Raw genomic sequence first — 1243 nt, forward strand, 5'->3', positions numbered from 1 at the left:
AAAGGACAGACGCAGCTCGCCGCCATGCACCTGCCCGCTGACCGACAGCGGATGCGACAGTGGCGCGCTGGCATCCTGGCCGGCGCCGGTGTTGCCGAAAGCGGGTTGCCACGGCGTGCCTTCGGCCAGGCTGGCGTCGAACTGGCCGAGGTAGTTGAACACGACCTCGGGCTTGGGCAGGGCCGCTATGGCGGCTTGCTGTTCGGCGGTGCCGAAGCGGCGCAGCAGGCCGAAGCCGATGCCCTCGCCGGGCACGGCGCGCAATTGTTCCTTGACGGCCCTGATCGCGTCCGGCAGTGCGCCGGCGGCGTCGAGCGCAACGGGGAACAGCGTGGTGAACCAGCCCACGGTGCGGCTGAGGTCGAGCGCATCGTCGACGCCGGCCACGCGGCCGTGGCTTTCGAGGTCGATCAGCGTTCGCGCGTTGCCGCTCCAGCGTGACAGCACGCGCGCAAGCGCGGTCAGCAGCAGGTCGTTGATGCGGGTGCGGTAGGCGGCGGGCGCGTGCTGGAGCAGCGCCTGGGTGGCGTCGGCGGGCAGTATCAGCGTGAGGCTGTCGCGTTCGGCGATGGTGAGCGAGCCGCTCGGATCGTCGCAAGGCAATTCGGCGGCTGTGCCGGACAGGGCCAGCCAATGCGGCAGCTCATCCGCGCGCGATGCCGTCTTCCGCCGCAGCGCCTCCGACCAGCGCTGGCAGGACGCCGTGCGCGCGGGCAGCGCGGCCGGCTGGCCGGAGCGGCGCTGCTGGTAGGCGGCCAGCAGGTCTTCGATCAGGATGCGCCAGGACACGCCATCGACCACAAGATGGTGAATCACCAGCAGCAGTTGCCATTGGCCCGCCGTGCCTTGCAGCGCGACGGCGCGCAGCAGCGGTCCGTGCGCGAGGTCGAGGCTGCGCTGTGCCGCTTCGCAATGGGCAATGCGTTCGGTCTCGTTCGGGAATTCGCGCACCCACAGCAAGTCCGGCGCGGTTTCCGCGGGCGCGTACCGCTGTGTCCAGGCACCATCCGCCTGCGAGAACCGCAGCCGCAGCGCATCGTGGTGCGCGACCAGATCGCCCAACGCCAGCGACAGCGCCGCCGTGTCGGGTGCCTCGCGGCAATCGAGCAGCACGGATTGGTTCCAGTGCCCGCGGCGTTCCATCGGCATGGCGAAGAAATCCGCCTGGATCGGCAGCAGCGGCACGGCGCCAGTCGGCACCGTTTCCTCGGCCACGCCATCGCGCGGCAGTGGCTGCGCGACG

General features: G+C 70.7%; 1 protein-coding gene. It reads right to left on the reverse strand.

The genetic code is table 11. The features are described from left to right. A partial coding sequence (locus tag K206_RS40585; protein WP_043368013.1) for a condensation domain-containing protein occupies positions 1-1243 on the reverse strand: 1243 nt, incomplete at both ends.

Source organism: Cupriavidus sp. WS, assembly GCF_000395345.1.
GTDB lineage: Bacteria > Pseudomonadota > Gammaproteobacteria > Burkholderiales > Burkholderiaceae > Cupriavidus > Cupriavidus basilensis_B.